We start from the raw sequence: 16,347 nt of genomic DNA on the forward strand, positions 1-16,347 counted from the left end.
AGGTAGGTATCCGGGAGGCAATTACTTTTTCAGAATCAGGTATTGATACGGCTGTAAGGTGAGTCGGGTCAGGTCGGTGGGCCGGCCGTCGAAGGCATTGCGCCAGCCGGCGCTGCCCACGCTGGCCGGCACCGGGTAGTTCACGGCGGCGTTGCGTAGGTTGGCCAACACCAGCACTTGCTCCTGGCCAGCGGTTTTGGTGAAGGCGCACACGTCGTCGGTGCTGTAGGAGGCCAGCGCGCCGTTGCGCACGGCCGGGCTGCCGTTGCGGAAGCGGAGGAGCTGCTTGTACTCGCGGGTCAGGGCCGGGCTGGGTGTCCAATTGATGGGCCGGCGCGGGCCCATGAACGGCACCCGCTCGGCGTAGCCTACTTCCTGGCCGTTGTAAATCATGGGCACGGCCCGCATGTAGGCCGCCACCACGAAGGCCGCCATCATGCCGCGCTCGCCGCCGAACAGCTGCTGCGGCGTGCCGTCCCAGGCGTTGATGTCGTGGTTGGACGTGTAGCGCATCATCCGGGCGTTGGGCGGGGCGTTGCGGTAGTTGGCGGTGTTCACCGAGTCGAGGAGCCTGACGCTCTTGTTCCGGGCGAAGATTTCGCCTTTCATCACGTTCATGAAACCGAAATCATAGCACAGGTCGAAGCCCGCCTGCAGGTAGTGCTTCTTCTTGTCGCCCTCGGCCAGCAGCAGCAGCTTGCGGCCGGGCAGGGCGCGCAGGTTGGCCAGGGCTTCGGCGAAAAACTCCTGCGTGGGCCCGTCGGCGTAGTCGAAGCGGTAGCCGTCGATGTTGGCCGCCAGCACCCAGTAGCGCAGGGCCCCAATCATGGCCGCGTGCACTTCGGGCCGGGCCCAGTTGAGCTGGGCAATGTCTTTCCAGTCGGGTATTGGGTTCACGATGCGGCCCGCGGCGTCGTGCACGTACCAGTCGGGGTGCTGCGTTATCCAGGCATGGTCGAAGCTGGTGTGGTTGCTCACCCAGTCCAGCATCACGGCCAGGCCACGGGCGTGGGCGGCGGCCACCAACGCGCGCAGGTCGTTCAGCGTGCCGAATTCGGGGTTCACGGCCGTGTAGTTCTGCACCGCAAAAGGCGAGTCGACGGCCCGCAGCTGGCCGATGGGGAAAATGGGCATCAGGTACACCACGTTTGCCCCCAGCGCTTTAATGGAATCAAGCCGGGCCGTCACGGCCCGGAAGTTGCCTTCCTTGCTGAAACCCCGCATGTTGACCTGGTAGATGGTCGCGTCGCGGCCGTCGGGCACGCCGCCGAAGGGCCGGCCATAGGGCGCGGGGTCTTTGGCGGCTTTGCTGGTAGCCATCTGGCCCAGACACGGGGCCGCGAAAGCCAGCCAGGCCAGCCACAGCGCGCAAAAAATCGGTTTTTTCATGTAAGCAAGAAGAAATGCAGGCCCGGCCACTTGGCTGGCCGGGCCCGATTATTCGGCCAGCCAAGCGTTAGCGGGTCACCTCCAGGCGGCGCGTGGCCACCTTGTCGCCCACGTCCACTTTCACCAGGTAAATGCCGGCGGCCAGGCCATTGGTGTCCACTTTCAGGTCGTGGAAGCCGCTGTTTTGCTTGGCGTTGAGCAGCGTTTGCACCTCGCGGCCCAGCAAATCGGTGAGGCGCACGGCCACGGCCTGCGGGCCGCCGAGCACCTGGTACGAAACCGTCGACTCGCCCCGGCCCGGGTTCGGAAACACGCTCAGGGCCACCACGGCGTCCTGGGCCTGGCGGCTGCTGAGCACCACCACGTTGGCGGTGGCCGCCTGGGTGCCGGCCAGCACCGTGAAATCGGGGCTGAAACCAAGGTTGTTGTTGCCGTTGCCGGGGATTTCCGGAATCACGTCCGACGACCAGTAGCCGTCGCCGCTCACGTAGGCCGCCAGCACCCGCACGATGGACGCGCCCGAGGGCAAGCCCAGCGAAGCGCGGTTGAACTCGTACTCGAGGCCGTAGGAGCCGGCCCCGCCGCCAGTGGTGTTGCCCGGGTTGCTGGTGATGTCGCCGGTGGGCGTGGTGGGCGCCAGGTAGGCCACGCGGGTGCCGGCAAACAAGCTGTAGGTGCCCGTGGTCGACGAAGCCGGGATGGTGCTGGGGGCGCCCGTGTTCACGGCCGGCGCGCCGAGGCCGTCGCCCAGCGACTTGGCCACGCCCGTGGTGGCCGTGTACACGGCGGCCTGCACGTCCATGTTGCCGGTGGTGGCAATGGCGGCGTCCACTTCCATCTCCATCTTGGTGCCCCCGATGCCGCCGCCCGCAAAGGTGCCAAACACGCTGGCCGTGCCCGCAATGGCGGGCATGGCCGTGCCCGCGGCCACGCCGGTGCGGCCCGGCAGGTCCATGTAAATCTGGAAGTTGTTGTTGCCGGCCTCAATGGTGCCGGCCAGCGCCAGATAGAGCTTGCTGGCGCTGTTGGCGCCGTACAGGCGCAGCAGGCCGGCGTTGCCGAAGCCCGCGTTGCCCACGTGCGCCGGGGTAAAGGCGCCCAGCGAGGTGTAGCGCCCGCCGGCCGCCGCGCCGATTTCGGCCGCGTTGATGACGCCGTCGAGCGTAATCTGCGCCTGCGCGTTGAGCGTGGGGCCAGCTAAGGCGGCAAGCAGGGAAAGGGTAATGGTTTTTTTCATGGCAACCGAAAAATGAAATGGTGGATGGGAATTGAAAAGCGGATGGAAGGCAGGAAAAACGGCGCCAATCCAGCCAGCCCGTTCTGCCGAGCGCAGCCGAAGCATCTCCTTCGTTTTCCTCATAAGGCGCCTCACCCCCGGCCCCTCTCCCGAGGGAGAGGGGTGCCGGGCGGCGTGGTGGAGATGCTTCGGCTGCGCTCGGCAGAACGGGCTGGCCTGGTTGGCCATCGGCGCTTTTGCCACTTGTGGTTTCGGACTTAGTGCCTGGGTTCGCTCAACTAGCTGGCATTACCAGTGCCATTCCGGGGTTCACTACGCCCCGTTTTCCCACCACTAGAGCGCCAGGCACTAAGTCCCAAACCGAATGGTTGTTGCCGCGGCTAGTAGCCCGGGTTTTGCACCAGCGTGGGGTTGGCCACGAGGTCGGTGGAAGGCAGGGGAAACAGCGTGCGCGTGGCCGCTACGTCGTGGCCGGCTTTGGTGTCGCCGGCGCCGGTATAGCCCTTGAAGGGCCAGTTGTAGTTGCTGGTGAACTTGCCGAAGCGGATGAGGTCGGTGCGGCGCGTGGCCTCCCAGTACAGCTCGCGGCCCCGCTCGTCGAGGAGGAAGTCGGGCGCGGTGAGCTCGGCCAGGCTGACGTGGCCGTCGGTGCCGCCGCCCGCGTTGCCGTAGGCGCGGTCGCGCAGGGCGTTCACGTAGGCCAGGGCCTGGGTTTGGGTGCCGCCGGTGCCGCCGCGCAGCACGGCTTCGGCGTACATGAGCTGCACTTCGGCCAGCCGGAGCAGGGTGAAGTCGGTGTCGACGAAAATCTGCTGCGGGTCGTGGCCGTTGGCGCCGGTCGAGGTTTTGTTGCGCCACTTGGTCACGCCGTAGCCGTCGGTAAACGAGGTGAGGTCGTTGATTTCCAGCGTCTGGCCATTGGTAAAGAACATGGCGCGGGTATCGAAGCCGCTGGCGGGCGTCGGGAACAGCAAGGGCAGGTTTTTGCGGGTGCGGTTGCCGGCCCAGCCGCTGTTCACGCCAAAGCCGCTGGCCAGCATGCGCCCGCCCACGGCGGCGTGCACCAGGTAGGTGGTGCCGCCGTACACCTGCGACACCAGCCCGTCGCTCTCAATGGGGAAAATGATTTCGGAGGCCGCCGTCACGTTGTTGTCGGCCAGGAACAGCAGGCGGTATTCCGGGGCCAGGGCGTAGCTGGGCGTGGTCAGGATTTTGTTGCAGTACGTCAGGCAGTCGGTGTAGCGGGCCGTGCCCGTGTACACCTGGGCGTTGAGGTAGAGCTTGGCCAGCAGGGCCCAGGCGGCGCCCCGGTCGGCGCGGCCGTAGGCGGCGGTGTGGGCGGGCTTGAGGTTGGGCTCGATTTCCTGCAGCTCCTTCTCGACGTAGGCAAACAGAGCCGCGCGGCTGGTTTGGTGGGGCAGGGCCTTGCTGGGCGCGTCGGCCTCGGTCACGAAGGGCACGTTGCCGTACAGGTCGAGGGCGTGATAGTAAGCCAGGGCGCGCAGAAACCGGGCTTCGGCGCGCTGCTGGCGGGCGTCGGCGGCGGTCTGGCCCGTGATGCCGCGGCTGCTGAGCTTGTCGTCGCTGGTTTCGCGGATGAACTCGTTGCACAGCGCCACCTCGTAGAAAATGCGGGTGTAGCAGTTGTTTATCAAGTCGTTGCTCGACGACCAGCTCGTGGTGTTCAGCTCCTGCAGCGGGCCGCTGTTCCAGGCCACTACGGCTTCGTCGGTGGTTAGCTCCTGCAAGTACCAGTAGGCGCGCAGGTAGGAGGTTTCGCCCTCGTCCTTGCCCTGGCCGGCAAACACGTCGGGGCTGCCGGGGTTGCCCGAGAGGTTGAAGCCGGCGTAGCACTTGGCCAGCACCTGGAGGTAGTTGGCCGGGTCGCGGTACACCGACTCGGTGTTGAGGTCGTAAAAGGGCGTCCGGTCGAGGTCCTTGTTGCAGCCCGTGAGGCTGCCGGTGAGCGTGACCAGGCCGAGGGCCAGCGCCAGGCCGCCGCGGCGCAGAATGGGGTGGGATTTCATAGGAAGCAGGAAGAATAGCGGCGATTAAAAGCCAATGTTGAGGCCGGCCGTGATGGTGCGGGGCAGCGGGTAGAAATTGCTGTCGATGCCGGTGGCGCGCTCCGGGTCGAGGCCGGAGTACTTGCTCAGCAGCAGCAGGTTTTGGCCAGCCAGGGTGAAGCGCAGGGTGGTGCCTTCCTTCAACAGCGAGCCGAAATCGTAGCCCAGCGTCACGTTTTGCAGGCGCACAAACGAGCCGTCTTCCAGGTTGATGTCGCTGTAGGGCTGGCCGTTTTTGAAGCCGGTTTCGTAGATGGCGGGCACCACGTTGGCGGCGTAGTTGAGGGTGGTGTTCAGGCCGTAGTAGTTGTTCTGGCCGGCCACCACGTTGTTGTACACGTAGCCGCCCAGGTTGGAGCGCACCGTGAAGGCGAGGCTGGCTTTGCCGTAGCTCAGGTCCGAGCTGAAACCCAGAATGGCCTTGGGCGCGGGGTTTTTGCCGTACACCTTGTCGCGCTCGTTGATGATGCCGTCGTTGTTCTGGTCCACGTACTGCACCGGGCTGGGGCTGGCCGTGGGGCCTTGCAAGGGCTTGCCTCCCTCGTACTTCTGCTGGTACAGAAAGAAGGTGTTGGGCGCGTAGCCCACGGCGTTAATCTGCACAAACTGGAAGTTGCCGACGTTGCCTGTGGGCGTGCCCTGGTAGGCGGGGTCTTCCACCTGCGAGAGCTTGGTGATTTTGCCCCGGTTCATGGTCGCGTTGAAGTTCACCGACCAGTTCAGGCCCGGGCCTTGCAGCACGCGGTAGTTCAGGGCCAGTTCCACGCCGCGGTTTTCGAGGTTGCCGATGTTGGTGAGCAGCGTGTTGGAAAGGTTGCTGCCCGCCGGAATCGGAATCACGGCCAGCAGGTCCTTGGTTTTGCGCAGGTACACGTCCACGGTGCCGGTCAGGCGGTTGTCGAAGAAGCCAAAATCCAGGCCCGCGTCGTAGGTTTCGGTCTGCTCCCACTTCAGGTTGGCGTCGTAGGGGTTGGGCTTGAGCGTGCGAATGGTATCGGTGCCAAAAATCTGGCTGATGACCGGCGCGCTGAGGTTGTACTTGGCCAGCGCGGGGTAGTCGCCGGCCACGCTGTACACGTCCTGCTGGCCGGTGCTGCCGTAGCTCAGGCGCAGCTTCAGGTCCGAAACCGTCCGCGAATCCTTCAGGAAACCCTCCTGGCTCACGCGCCAGGCCACCGAAGCCGCCGGGAAGTCGCCCCAGTGGTTTTTGAGAAAGCGGCTGCTGCCGTCGGCCCGCAGGGTGCCCGTGAACAGGTACCGGTCCTTGAAATTGTAGTTCACCCGGCCGTAGTAAGACAGCAGCGTGTACTGCGTTTTGAACGGATTCTGGGCCGGCTCCACGGGGTTCACCCGCGAGCCGTCGGCCCGGTAGCCGAAGCGGAAAGGCTCGTAGCGGTAAAAATCCTGGTACGAGTAGCCGGCCAGCGCCTCCACGCGGTGGTCGCCAATCTGCTTGGTGTAGTTGAGGTAGGTTTCGAGCAGCTTGTTGTTCTTTTCCTGGCGGTAGGAGGTGTTCTGGCCCTTGTTGGCGAAGGCAATGGAGGAGGCCGCCGGAATAAACACCGTGCCGGCGCTGCGCGAGAGGTCGTAGCCCAGGTTCAGGTTGGCGTGCAAGTCGGGCAGGAAGTGCACCTTGTAGTCCAACTGCACGTTGCCGATGCTGCGCAGCACCGTGCTGCGGTCGCGCTTGTCGTTGAGCAGGGCCACCGGGTTGCGGTCCGTCAGCGGGTTCGGAATGGCGCCGTCGCGCCACTCGTAGTAGCCATTGAAGCCCGTCGAACCCGCGTCGTAAATCGGCTGCGTGGGGTTGAAGCGGGCCGCCGCGCCGATGGCGCCCTGGTCGGCAAAGCGGAAGTCGGCCCAGGTGCCTTTGGCGTTGAGGTCGATGCGCAGGTGGTTGTCGAGCAGCCGGGGCGAGAGGCCCACCGAGGCCGAGTTGCGCTTCAGGTTGCCGGTTTTCAGGGTGCCGTCCTGGTCCAGGTAGCCCACCGACACGCGGTAGGGCAGGTGCTTCACGCTGCCGGTCAGGCTCACGTTGTTATCGGTGGTCCAGGCCGTTTGGTAGATGGCGTCCTGCCAGTCGGTGTTGGCCGTGCCCAGAAAGGCCAGGTTGGTGGCCGGCGCAATGCCCTGCGCCACGGCGTTGTTGAGCAGCGTGCGGTAGGCGTCGGCGCTCAGCACGTCCACCTTGCCGTAGTTCGTGGCCCTGGATACCTGCGAGCTGATGCTGACGCGCATCTTCTCCCCTTCCAGCCCTTTTTTGGTGGTGATGAGGATGACGCCGTTGGCCGCCCGCGAGCCGTAGATGGCCGTGGCGGAGGCGTCCTTCAGCACCGTAAACGTCTCGATGTCTTGCGGATTCACCAGCGAGAGCGGGTTGCCGGCGCCGTTGATGCCTTGGTTGTCCACGGGCACCCCGTCGATGACGATGAGCGGGTCGTTGCTGGCGTTCAGCGACGCCCCCCCGCGCACGCGAATCACGCTGGCCTCGCCGGGCGCCCCGCCGGTGGTGGTAATCTGCACGCCGGCCACCTTGCCCTGCACCAGCTGCTCAGGTGAGGTCACCTGGCCTTTCACGAAGTCACGGGAAGTCACGGTGGTCAGCGAGCCCGTCACGTCCTGGCGGCGGGCGGTGCCGTAGCCCACCACCACGGCTTCGTTCAGCTGCGTGGTGTTCTCGCTGAGGGCCGTCACCGGCACTTCGGTGGCCTGGCCTTCGGCCACGTTTACCGTTACGCGCGCCGGGTTCAATCCAATGAAAGAGAAAACCAGCGTGTGCGGCCCCGCCGGCACGTTGGCCAGCGTGTAGGCGCCCGTCACGTCGGTCGACACGCCCTGCTTGGTGCCTTCCACAATGACCGTGACGCCGGGAACGCCCTCGCCCTTGGCGTCCACCACCCGCCCGGTGAGAGTGCCGCCGGCCAGCCTTGCAACGGCCGCGGGCCGGGCCGCCCGCGCCGCCATTGGGGCGCTGGTGGCGCCCAAAGTCAGCGCGCCCAGCACCGGAATCAGCCCGAGCTTTCTTAGAAATTGAGGAGCAAAAGGAGGGGGTAACGGGTGTCGCATTGGGTGGGATATTGGGATGAGACAAGGAGCAGCAAGCCGCCTTCCCGCAATCGTTTGGGACGGGGAAGTGACCAAAACTAGACCCCGCCTTTAGCACCCGGAATTTGTCAAAGCGAAGTATGAAAAATATCAACCCGTCCGATATATTTATTATTGATTTTCAACTATTTACACACAAAAACCAGCACTAGAATATTAAGGATATATTGCCCGTTCAGCACCGTGTTTTAACAGAAAAAGGGGCCAAAGCCCCCTCTTGAATCACAGCTGTTACCCGGCCCGGCGGGTATTCTTCGGCGTCGGTGGCGGGCGGGCGGCCCTCCCCTATTTCAGACGGCCTGGATGGCTTGAATGCGCGCCTCAAATTCTTCGTTGGGCACCAGCGACCGGTTTTTCACCCGCGTTTTGTAGGTGTAAATCGTGTTGATGGAGTAGCCCAGCATGCGGCTGATTTGCTCGCTGTCGTCGATGCCCAGCCGAATGAGGGCGAAGATGCGCACCTCCGTGGTCAGGAGCTGGTCGTCGGACAAAGTCAGGCGGTCTTCCTCCCGAAACAGCGCGTTGAACTGGGCAATGAAGTTCGGAAACAACCGCAAAAACACCGTATCGAACCCTTTCAGCAGCTCATTGCGCTCGGTTTTGATGTTCACGCTGTCCACCAGCTTTTGCACGCCGGCGTACTGCTTGCTGCTCAGCAGGGCCTCCACGCGCTTTTTGAGGGTTTCGAGCTTGTCGATGTACTGCGAGTTGTTGTGGAAGTAGTAGCCGATGTACTCTTCCTTAATCTTGTTGGCCTCGTTGAGGCCGCTGTTGAGCTGGCGCAGCTCGTCGTTGCGGGCCAGCAGTTCCTGGTTGGCGGCGGAGAGAAGCCGGTCGGCCCGGCGCAGCTTGCGCAGCGCCGACCACGTCACGACCGCGAAGGCGATGACCACGCCGGCCAGCACCGTCATGATAATGGCGTAGGTTTTCAGCGACTTGCGCTGGTTTTCGATGATGTTAATTTTCTGCCCTTCGATGATGGACGAAATGTGGCTGATTTCAATCTGCCGCTGGCGGGCTTTGTAAAACGTGGCGTTGTCGCGGGCTTCGCGGATGAAGGTGTAGGCATTTTTGAGGTCGCCCCGGCGGTAGCAGTAGTCCGAGAGCTTGAAGATGGCCGTGGTTTCCTTGGTGGCCGTTTTTACGTCGGCAATGGCCGACACGAGCAGCAGTTCGAAGGCTTTTTCGGGCTGGCCGGCCAGCTCGTAGAGGTAGGCCGTGGTGCTGGCGCTCACGGCCAGCTGGTGCGGCGAGAGGCGCGGCAGCCGCCGAATCTGGTCGTAGACGGCCGCGCCCGCCGCGAGGTTGGCCGTTTTCTGGGCCCGGAATTCCTGCACTTCCAGGCACTCGTAGGAGCGCGGGCGGCAGTATTGCAAAGCGGTGTCGGCGTAGGCCAGGGCCTTGGCGTAGTAGGCCGGGCGGTAGGCGCCGTCCTGGTTGAAGTCGCCGAGGTCGCTGTAGGCGCGGGCTTTCAGGAAGTACAGGCTTTGGCGGTCGGGCAGCGCCAGGCGGCGCGGGTTGATGCTGTCGAGCGTTTCAAACGTTTCCTTGAACAAGCCCGACGACAGCAGCACGAAGCTCAGCTTGAGCTTGGCCACCTCCAGCTTCTCGGGGCTGCCCAGCTGCCGGGCCAAGCGCCTGATTTTCTGGCAGTACACAAAGGCTGAGTCGTACTTAAACGCCTTGTATTCGTCGTAGATGCGCAGGGCCAGGTCGAACCGGGTGTTGTCGTTCACTTCCGACGACACAAAATCGGCGGTGAGCACGGCCAGCCGGTTCAGACGCTGCCCGTCGTACTCTTTTTTCCGGGCCAGGGCCTGGTTCAGCTCCGTGAGCAGGCTGTCGGCCGGGGTGGGCGCGGCCAGGGCCATGGTCGGCAAGGTGCTCAGCAGCAAGCCACAAAACAAGAAAAAGAGCTTCACCAAGCGAGACAAAAAATCAATGGAATGGCCAGCATCAAAAATAGCAATTAGTTGCGCGGCGAACTTTCTGGCTGGGCCAATTCTTCAAACCGGGAAGGTTCGGCGAATGCGTTGGAACTTCCAAAACCCGCACCTTTGGGTTTCTAAAGGCCTTTCTTGTTAGCTTTTCATTCGATGACTGTTCGGATTCTCTTTTTTGCTCTGAGCTGGCTGTCGGCGCTGCTGGACGCCGCGCCGCTGCGGGCCCAGCAGCTGCCGGCCCCGCGCGACACCTCATTCACCGTGTTCAGCGCCCTAGTCAAAGCCCGCAAGGCCAACCCCGCCATCAGCATTGCCCGGCCGGCCGGGCCCGCCACCATCCTCAGCCGCCCCAACCAGACCTACTGCACCCTGGGCGGCCGGGCGCTGCAGCTGGACGTGTTTTACCCCAAAGCCAAGCGCCGGAAAGGCTACCCGGCGGTGCTGTTCATCCACGGCGGCGGGTGGCGCTCCGGCGACCGGTCGCAGCACGTGCCCATGGCCCAGCAGCTGGCCGCCAAAGGCTACGTGACCGTCACGGCCGAGTACCGCCTTTCGACCGAGGCGCTGTACCCAGCCGCCGTGACCGACCTGAAAGCCGCCGTCCGCTGGCTGCGGGCCAACGCGAAAACCTACCGCATCGACACCACCCAAATTGCCGTGTGGGGCTTTTCGGCCGGCGGGCAGCTGGCGGCGCTGCTGGGCACCACCAACGGCGACGCGCAGCTGGAAGGCCGCGCCTGCCACACCACGCACTCCAGTGCCGTGCAAGCCATTGTGGACGTGGACGGTACGCTGGCCTTCATTCACCCCGAGTCGGGCGAGGGCAACGACAGCAAGGGTCCTTCGGCCGCCACCTACTGGTTTGGCGGCACCAAAACGGAGAAGCCGGAGCTGTGGAACCAGGCCGGCGCGCTCAACCACGTCACGGCCCAAACGCCGCCCATCCTCTTCATCAACAGCTCAATAGCGCGGATGCACGCCGGCCGCGACGACATGACCAAGCAGCTGGACGCCTTCCACATCTACCACGAAATGCACGCCTTTCCGGATTCCCCGCACCCGTTTCCGCTGTTCAACCCGTGGTTTGAGCCCACGCTGGATTACACGGCCGCGTTTTTGAAACGCGTGTTCAAGTAGCGGCGCGGCGGCCCTTAATCAATCGGCACGCGGCTGCCGGTCAGCGTCAGCTCGCGCTTGAGGACGCGGCCGGCGGCCACGGACTGGCTAAGTGGCTGCCCACCACCCGCGAAAAGCTGCACCTTGCCGGGCTGCTCGGCACGCTGGGCCTGGGCATTGAGCTGCGAAAGCTGGCGGGGCGTGAGGGTGAACTGCACGGTCTTCTTCTCGCCGGCTTGCAGCGCCAGCCGCTGGAAGCCCTGCAAGGCGTGCAGGGCGGTGCGGCCTGGCGCGCCGGGGTGGCGCACGTAGAGCTGAGCGACCTCGTCGCCGGCGCGCGGGCCAGTATTCTGCACGTCCACGCGCACGGTGACGGGCTGGCCGGTGGCCGCGGTGGCGGGCACCTGGAGGTTGCTGTACTTGAACGTGGTGTAGCTCAGGCCGTGGCCGAAGGGGTAGAGCGGCGTGCCGGTGAAATAGCGGTAGGTGCGGCCGGCCATGTTGTAGTTATCGAACGCGGGCAGCTGGCTTTCCGACTTGTAGAACGTCACGGGCAAGCGGCCCGAGGGGTTGTAGTCGCCGAAGAGCACATCGGCCAGCGCCGTGCCCGCGGCCTGCCCGCCGTACCAGCAGTTCACGATGGCCGGCAGGTTGGCCGCCTCCCAGGGGCAGCCGATGGCGCTGCCCGTCATCATCACGAACACCACCGGCTTGCCCGTGGCGCGCAGCAGCTTCAGCAGCTCGGTTTGGGCCTTTGGGAGGGCGATGCTGGTGCGGTCGCCGCCGCTGAAGCCTTCGATGTCCACCTTCATTTCCTCGCCTTCGAGGCGCGGCGAGATGCCGCCCACAAACACCACCACGTCGGCGGCTTTGGCCTGGGCCAGCACGCGCTGCCGGTCCAGGGGCAGCACCCGGGCCCCGCCAAACTTTAGGGTGGCCCGCCCCACGTTCTGGAAGTATTCGAGCTTGAGATTCACCTTCTTGCCCGCTTCTACTTTGAGGGCGTACTGGCTGGTGGAGGAGTTTTGGGTGGCCCACTTGTCCACCACCAGCTGGTCGTCGACGAAGAGGCGGTAGCCGTCGTCGCCGGTGAGCTGGAAGGCCACTTCTTCGGTTTTTTCGGGCGTGAAGGTGGCGAGGTAGCGGGCCGACACGTTTTCGGCGCGCAGGCCCGGCGCAATTTCCTGGTCGGGGTCGCCGAGGTTGCGGTTCAGGCGGGCTTCCTGCACGCGGGCCACGGGCGCGCCTTCCAGGGCTGTGCCCTTAAAATACTCGGCCTTAAAGCCCGGCTGGCCCTCGTACGCCAAGTGCTTGTTGATGTCGAAGGGCTCGTACACGACGTCGCTGGCGTAGTCGATGCCTTGCTGGTAAGTTACCTCCGTGCGCGGCCCCACCTTGGCCCGGATGCCGGCCAGCGGCGTCACGTTGGTGGTGGGAAAGCCGTTGTAGTTGCCGAGCTGCACGTTTTCGTTGTCGGCGTTGGGCCCGAACACGGCAATTCTCTTCAGGTCTTTGCGCAGCGGCAGCGCGTTCTTCTCGTTCTTCAGCAGCACGATGGACTCCTGCGCCATTTTCAGGGCGTGGGCCTGGTGCGGGGCGCTTTCCACCACGCTCAGGGGCGTCTGGGCGTATTTTACCCGCTCCGCCGGGTCGAACATGCCCAGCTGAAAGCGGATTTTGAAGAGCCGCTTCACCGACACGTCAATCTGCTGCTCGGTGAGCAGGCCGCGCTTCACGGCTTCCTGCAGGGAGTTGTAGGTGAAGAGCTTGCCGTTGGCGCACTCCAGGTCGGTGCCGTGCAGCACGCCGGTGGCGGCGGCGCTGGGCGCATCGGGGTCGGTTTTGTGGTTGCGGTAGAAGTCGATGATGCCGCCGCAGTCGGACGTGACGTAGCCCGTGAACTGCCATTTCCTATACAAAATGTCGTTCATCAGCTTGTCGCTACCGCAGCAGGGCTGGCCGGCGTAGGCGTTGTAGGCGCACATCACGCTGGCCACTTTGGCGTCCACCACCAGGTCGCGAAAAGCGGGCAAATACGTGTCCCACAGGTCATAGTCGCTGATTTGAGCGTTGAAGACGTGGCGCGAGGGCTCGGGCCCGCTGTGCACGGCGAAGTGCTTGGCGCAGGCCGTGATTTTGTAGTACTTCGGGTCGTCGCCCTGAAAGCCCTTCACCAGGGCCATGCCCAGCTGGCCGGTCAGGTAGGGGTCTTCGCCGTAGGTTTCCTGGCCGCGGCCCCAGCGCGGGTCGCGGAAGATGTTGATGTTGGGCGTCCAGAACGTGAGGCCCGTGTAGCGGCCCCGCTCGCCGCGCCGCTGGTACTCCTGATGGATGGCCCGGGCCTCGTCGGCCGTCATGGTGGCCATGGTCAGCAGGGCGTCTTTGTCGAAGGTGGCGGCCATGCCGATGGCCTGCGGAAACACCGTCGTTTTGAGGCTGGTGCGGGCCACGCCGTGCAGGGCCTCGTTCCACCAGTTGTAGCCCGGCACGCCCAGCCGGTCGATGGCCGGGGAGTTGTTCAGCATCTGCGATATTTTCTCTGGCAAAGTCAGGCGGCCCACCAGGTCGTCTACGCGCTGGTCGAAGGACAGGTCCGGGTTGCGAAACGGGAGGCTGGCCGCGGCTTCGGCCGCCGGGGCGGCAGCGGCGGCGGCCGGCGGGGCGCTGGCAGCATTTTGCTGCGCTGGCTGGCTGGAAACGCAGGCGCTCAGGCCGGCCAGGAGTGCCACTATCAGGCGGTTGTTCATGGCGAGGTAATGGGTGAAAACGCGCCCGGAAAGGCGGCAATGGGAAAGGTCGAAGAAATTGAAGCAGCAGCCTTGCGCGGGCTATTTGCGCACGGGCTCCCAAGCGGTGCTGCCGGCGAAAATGGCCTTCAGCGTGTATTGCCTGGCTTCTTTGGTGCTGAGCTGGTGGGCCCATTTCGCCCGGCCGGCGGGGTTGGCGCCGGGGCCGGTGGAGCCATATTCGGCGTAGTAGGCCGTCTTTTCGTTGTCGGGTTGGCGCCAGTTGTCCCAGCCCGTGGGCGTGATGTGGGCGCCCATTTCGGTGTTCAGAAACACCGTGCGGGCGTGGGGCCGCCAGGGCCGGCCGAGAAACACCTTTTTCGCCTCGGGCCCGGCCGTCAATTTGCAATTCAGAAACACCAGCCCAAACGCCTGCCGCGGCCACGTGGAAGCGGCCGTGATGTAGGAATCCGTCTTGCTGAGAATGGTGCAGCCCTCGAACACGGCCGTGCTGGAGCCGAAAATAAAGTCCGTGGTGCCCTCAATGTAGCAGTCCTGGTAGTATTGCCGGCTGTTCTCCACGGCCAGAAACAGGGTATCCTGATTGCCCAGCAGCCGGCAGCGGCGGAAAGTGGCGCGGTCGCCTTCCACGTGCAGGGCCACGGCCTGCCCCACCCGCCCGGCCGAGTTCTCGAAGGTGATGTTTTCGGCGGTGAAGTCGTTGGCTTCCACGCGCACCGTGGCCGAGGTGTAGGTGCTGTGCTTCTGGGCGTCGCCGGAGTAGTCGCCGAAGCTGATGACGGTGCCCTCCGCGCTTTCGCCCAGCAGGGTGATGTTGGTTTTCTGCGGCGGAATCAGCAGCTTTTCGCGGTAGGTGCCGTTTTTGACGAAGATGGTGGCCGTCACCTGCATGAAGTCGCGCACGGCCATCACCGCCTCCTGAATGGTGCGGTAGTCGCCGGTGCCATCGGCCGCCACGGTCAGGCGAATGGGCACCAGGAAGGTTTCCTTTTTGGCGGGCGCCTGAGCAGGTGGCGCTACCTGGGCGTAGAGGGCGGACGTGGCCAGCAGCAGCCCGCTGGTTAATAACAGATGGCGGAAATGCATGTCATTATGTATGTAGTTCGTTAGGTTTTTTAGCCGTCATGCCGAGCGCAGCGAAGCATCTTTACCGCGCAACGCATTCATTTACTATTGAGGTACAGATGCTTCGCTGCGCTCGGCATGACGGTTTTTTAGTCCTTTCCCACGTGTTTGCTCACGGCGCGGTGGGCTGGGCGTCTTTGCCGTTGGTGGCCGGCGGCACGGCGTTCTTGGCGGTGGGCTTGGCCAGGTGCTCCGAGAGAAACGGAAGCTTCTGGGCGATGACCTGACTCACGGCCAACTGGGCCATTTTGCGGCCGCCCAACTCGCTGAAGTGGGTGTTGTCGTTCTTGCCATAAGGGTAGTTGGGGTGGTCGCCGGGGGCGAGCTGCAGAAACAGCAGTTTGCTGTTCTCCTCGCCAAACTGCTGCACCAAATCGCGGCTCATTTTGTCGAGGTCAATCAGCGGGGTTTTGGTCTGTGCGGCCACCTCGGCCGTCACCTTCGAGTAGGCCACGTGCGTTTCCTGAATGTGGCCCTGCTTGTCAAATTTGCGGCGGGTGATGGGCGTGAGCAGCACCGGATACGCCTTCTTGCTCCGCGTCTCGGTCACGAACTTGACGAGGTTTTTGCGGTAGTCTTCGGGCGAGGTGTAGCGGTCGGGGTAGTTGTCGGCCTCGTCGTTGTGCCCGAACTGGACGAAGACGTAGTCGCCTTCCTGCAAGGCGTCCACCACGGGCTGCCAGCGGTTTTCGGCCAGGAAGGTGCGGGTGCTGCGGCCGTTCTGGGCGCGGTTGTCGATGACGACGGCCGCCGTGTCGAAAAACGTGACCAGCGGCATACCCCAGCCGGTTTCCGGAAACACCTGCCGGACTTTGTTGGCCATCGTCGAGTCGCCAATCAGGTAAAGCTTAATCTTTTTGCGGGGCGGAGCCGGCGCGGCAAAAGCCGCCGTGAGCAGCACCAGCAGCGCGAGCCACAGGCTGGCTTTGGGTAAGAAGTTTGTCGTCATCAGCAAAAGGTAAGAAGTTATTTTTTCTCGGTCAGAAAGCCCGTTTCCCGCAGTCAGGCTTCGCACAGCGCGGTCCACTGGCCGGTGGAGCCGGGGTTGTTGCGCAGGGCAATGGCGTGGCTACGCCTGCCCCTGCCAGACCCAAGGCAGAACCCGCCGTCATCCGCCGCACTGATGATGAGAAATGTCCCGTTAAAAGTGAGTTCATAAAATTGGCCGGAGAAAGTGCGCAGCTTATTCGAGCGAGTTTTTCTTATAATAAGCATTAAAGATTAATAGAACTTTTATCAGAATCAAGGAATACCTAGAAACAGTATTGGAAAATTCCCGGCAACGTTTCCGGAAAAGTAAAAGGCGATGTAACCCATTATGAGGTGTTCATGCTCGTATGGATAAAACCATAGTGTCGCGTCTAAATTATTTATGATAACATGCTGTTTATCATGTTAATATAATAAATATTTACCAAAAAAGCATTAAATGCTACTTAACTACCTGGAAGCACAAATGAATTTGTTTAATTTTATTCACAAAAAAGAAAGCTTATTTGCTTTGCGCTTACGAAAGCAAAGCATAACCTATCGGCAACGATACAGAATAGGACATATTTTGAATTAATTACCTTACTTGCACCGGTGAAAGCACTGCTGCCTCATTGCGGCACAACTCC

9 protein-coding genes are annotated in these 16,347 nt (G+C 63.2%); 1 reads left to right on the forward strand and 8 read right to left on the reverse strand.

From position 1 onward, the window contains the following. Positions 1–21 precede the first annotated feature (21 nt). From I2H31_RS16215 to I2H31_RS16235, 5 genes are all read right to left on the reverse strand, one after another. On the reverse strand, positions 22–1,389 hold the full coding sequence (locus tag I2H31_RS16215; protein WP_196294092.1) for an alpha-amylase family glycosyl hydrolase: 1,368 nt from the start codon (positions 1,387–1,389) through the stop codon (positions 22–24). 67 nt (positions 1,390–1,456) lie between these two features. Beyond that, positions 1,457–2,626, reverse strand: a complete 1,170-nt coding sequence (locus tag I2H31_RS16220; protein WP_196294093.1) for a T9SS type A sorting domain-containing protein — start codon at positions 2,624–2,626, stop codon at positions 1,457–1,459. Between the two features lie 380 nt (positions 2,627–3,006). Next, entirely contained in the window at positions 3,007–4,653 is a 1,647-nt protein-coding gene (locus I2H31_RS16225) for a RagB/SusD family nutrient uptake outer membrane protein (RefSeq protein WP_196294094.1), read from the reverse strand. A gap of 24 nt (positions 4,654–4,677) precedes the next feature. Next, positions 4,678–7,758 (reverse strand): SusC/RagA family TonB-linked outer membrane protein, encoded by a 3,081-nt coding sequence (locus I2H31_RS16230; RefSeq protein ID WP_196294095.1) that lies wholly within the window; start codon positions 7,756–7,758, stop codon positions 4,678–4,680. A 329-nt stretch (positions 7,759–8,087) separates the two neighbouring features. Next, entirely contained in the window at positions 8,088–9,719 is a 1,632-nt protein-coding gene (locus tag I2H31_RS16235) for a DUF6377 domain-containing protein (protein ID WP_196294096.1), read from the reverse strand. Between the two features lie 174 nt (positions 9,720–9,893). Between I2H31_RS16235 and I2H31_RS16240 the strand changes: the two genes are divergently transcribed. Then, the gene (locus I2H31_RS16240; protein WP_196294097.1) at positions 9,894–10,877 is read left to right on the forward strand and encodes an alpha/beta hydrolase; all 984 of its coding nucleotides are present in this window, start codon (positions 9,894–9,896) and stop codon (positions 10,875–10,877) included. Positions 10,878–10,891: 14 nt separating this feature from the next. Here the strand turns inward: I2H31_RS16240 and I2H31_RS16245 are convergent, their stop codons facing one another. From I2H31_RS16245 to I2H31_RS16255, 3 genes are all read right to left on the reverse strand, one after another. Beyond that, on the reverse strand, positions 10,892–13,603 hold the full coding sequence (locus tag I2H31_RS16245) for a glycoside hydrolase family 3 C-terminal domain-containing protein (RefSeq protein WP_196294098.1): 2,712 nt from the start codon (positions 13,601–13,603) through the stop codon (positions 10,892–10,894). Positions 13,604–13,684: 81 nt separating this feature from the next. Continuing rightward, positions 13,685–14,689, reverse strand: a complete 1,005-nt coding sequence (locus I2H31_RS16250) for a pectinesterase family protein (protein ID WP_196294099.1) — start codon at positions 14,687–14,689, stop codon at positions 13,685–13,687. 151 nt (positions 14,690–14,840) lie between these two features. Further along, complete coding sequence (locus I2H31_RS16255; RefSeq protein ID WP_196294100.1) at positions 14,841–15,677, reverse strand: rhamnogalacturonan acetylesterase; 837 nt, start codon at positions 15,675–15,677, stop codon at positions 14,841–14,843. Positions 15,678–16,347 lie beyond the last annotated feature (670 nt).

The sequence above is a fragment of the Hymenobacter ruricola genome, from assembly GCF_015694525.1.
In the GTDB taxonomy this organism is placed as follows: domain Bacteria; phylum Bacteroidota; class Bacteroidia; order Cytophagales; family Hymenobacteraceae; genus Hymenobacter; species Hymenobacter ruricola.